The organism is Sedimentitalea sediminis (assembly GCF_042687825.1).
Taxonomy (GTDB): Bacteria; Pseudomonadota; Alphaproteobacteria; order Rhodobacterales; family Rhodobacteraceae; genus Sedimentitalea.
This window is the reverse complement of record NZ_JBHUQE010000072.1, coordinates 1-626: the sequence shown is the minus strand read 5'-3', so window position 1 is coordinate 626 and position 626 is coordinate 1. Positions and strand designations below refer to the sequence as shown.

Here is a 626-nt window from a genome sequence, read left to right as displayed (position 1 = left end):
CAAAACGCGCCGCGGGCGATTTTGACCCAACATGAAGGAAATGAACCAATGGCAGACAAGAAATTCCCGGATTTCAGCGAATACATGAAAATGTTCGATCCCGCGAATATCTCCAAGATGTTCGACCCCAAGGCGATGATGGAGCAATTCGGCGCGACCAGCGGTCCATTCGACCCGCAGGAGACCATCAAGAAGGCCCAGGGCAATTTCGAAGCCATGGCCAAGGCCAACCAAGAGGCCGCCGCTTCGTATCGCGATCTTCTGGAAAAGCAGATGCAGATTTTTCAGGACGTCACCGCAGAGGCCGCCGAGCAGTTGAAATCGGGCAATACCCAGGATGCTCAGGAAGTCTATCAGCAATCCGTGGAACGGGCGCTGCGCATCATGACCGAACTGTCCGAAGCCACACGCGAAGCCAACCAGCGCGCCTTTGAGGCGGTCAAGGGCCAGGTCGACAAGGTCCTCAGCGACATCCGCGGCGCGTAAGACAAAAGGCTTGAGAGCTGCATCGTGCCGCGACTGCCGGCGGGGCGACACACGCTTCCGCAAGGCCCCAGCGCACCGGCAAGGCCGGCTCTGGCCAAACAATATGGGAGCGAATTCATGACCAAACCGGCAGTATTGAT

General features: G+C 57.7%; 1 protein-coding gene. It reads left to right on the top strand.

What is annotated here, in order from left to right; genetic code table 11:
• Positions 1-48: 48 nt before the first annotated feature.
• Positions 49-486, top strand: coding sequence for a hypothetical protein (locus ACFMPD_RS17570; protein ID WP_380997364.1), 438 nt, complete (start codon positions 49-51; stop codon positions 484-486).
• The last annotated feature ends 140 nt before the right edge of the window (positions 487-626 follow it).

What these genes read in the sequence shown, in the direction of transcription:
- ACFMPD_RS17570 (WP_380997364.1), top strand. Translation starts at nt 49, where the DNA reads ATGGCAGACAAGAAATTCCCGGATTTCAGCGAATACATGAAAATGTTC.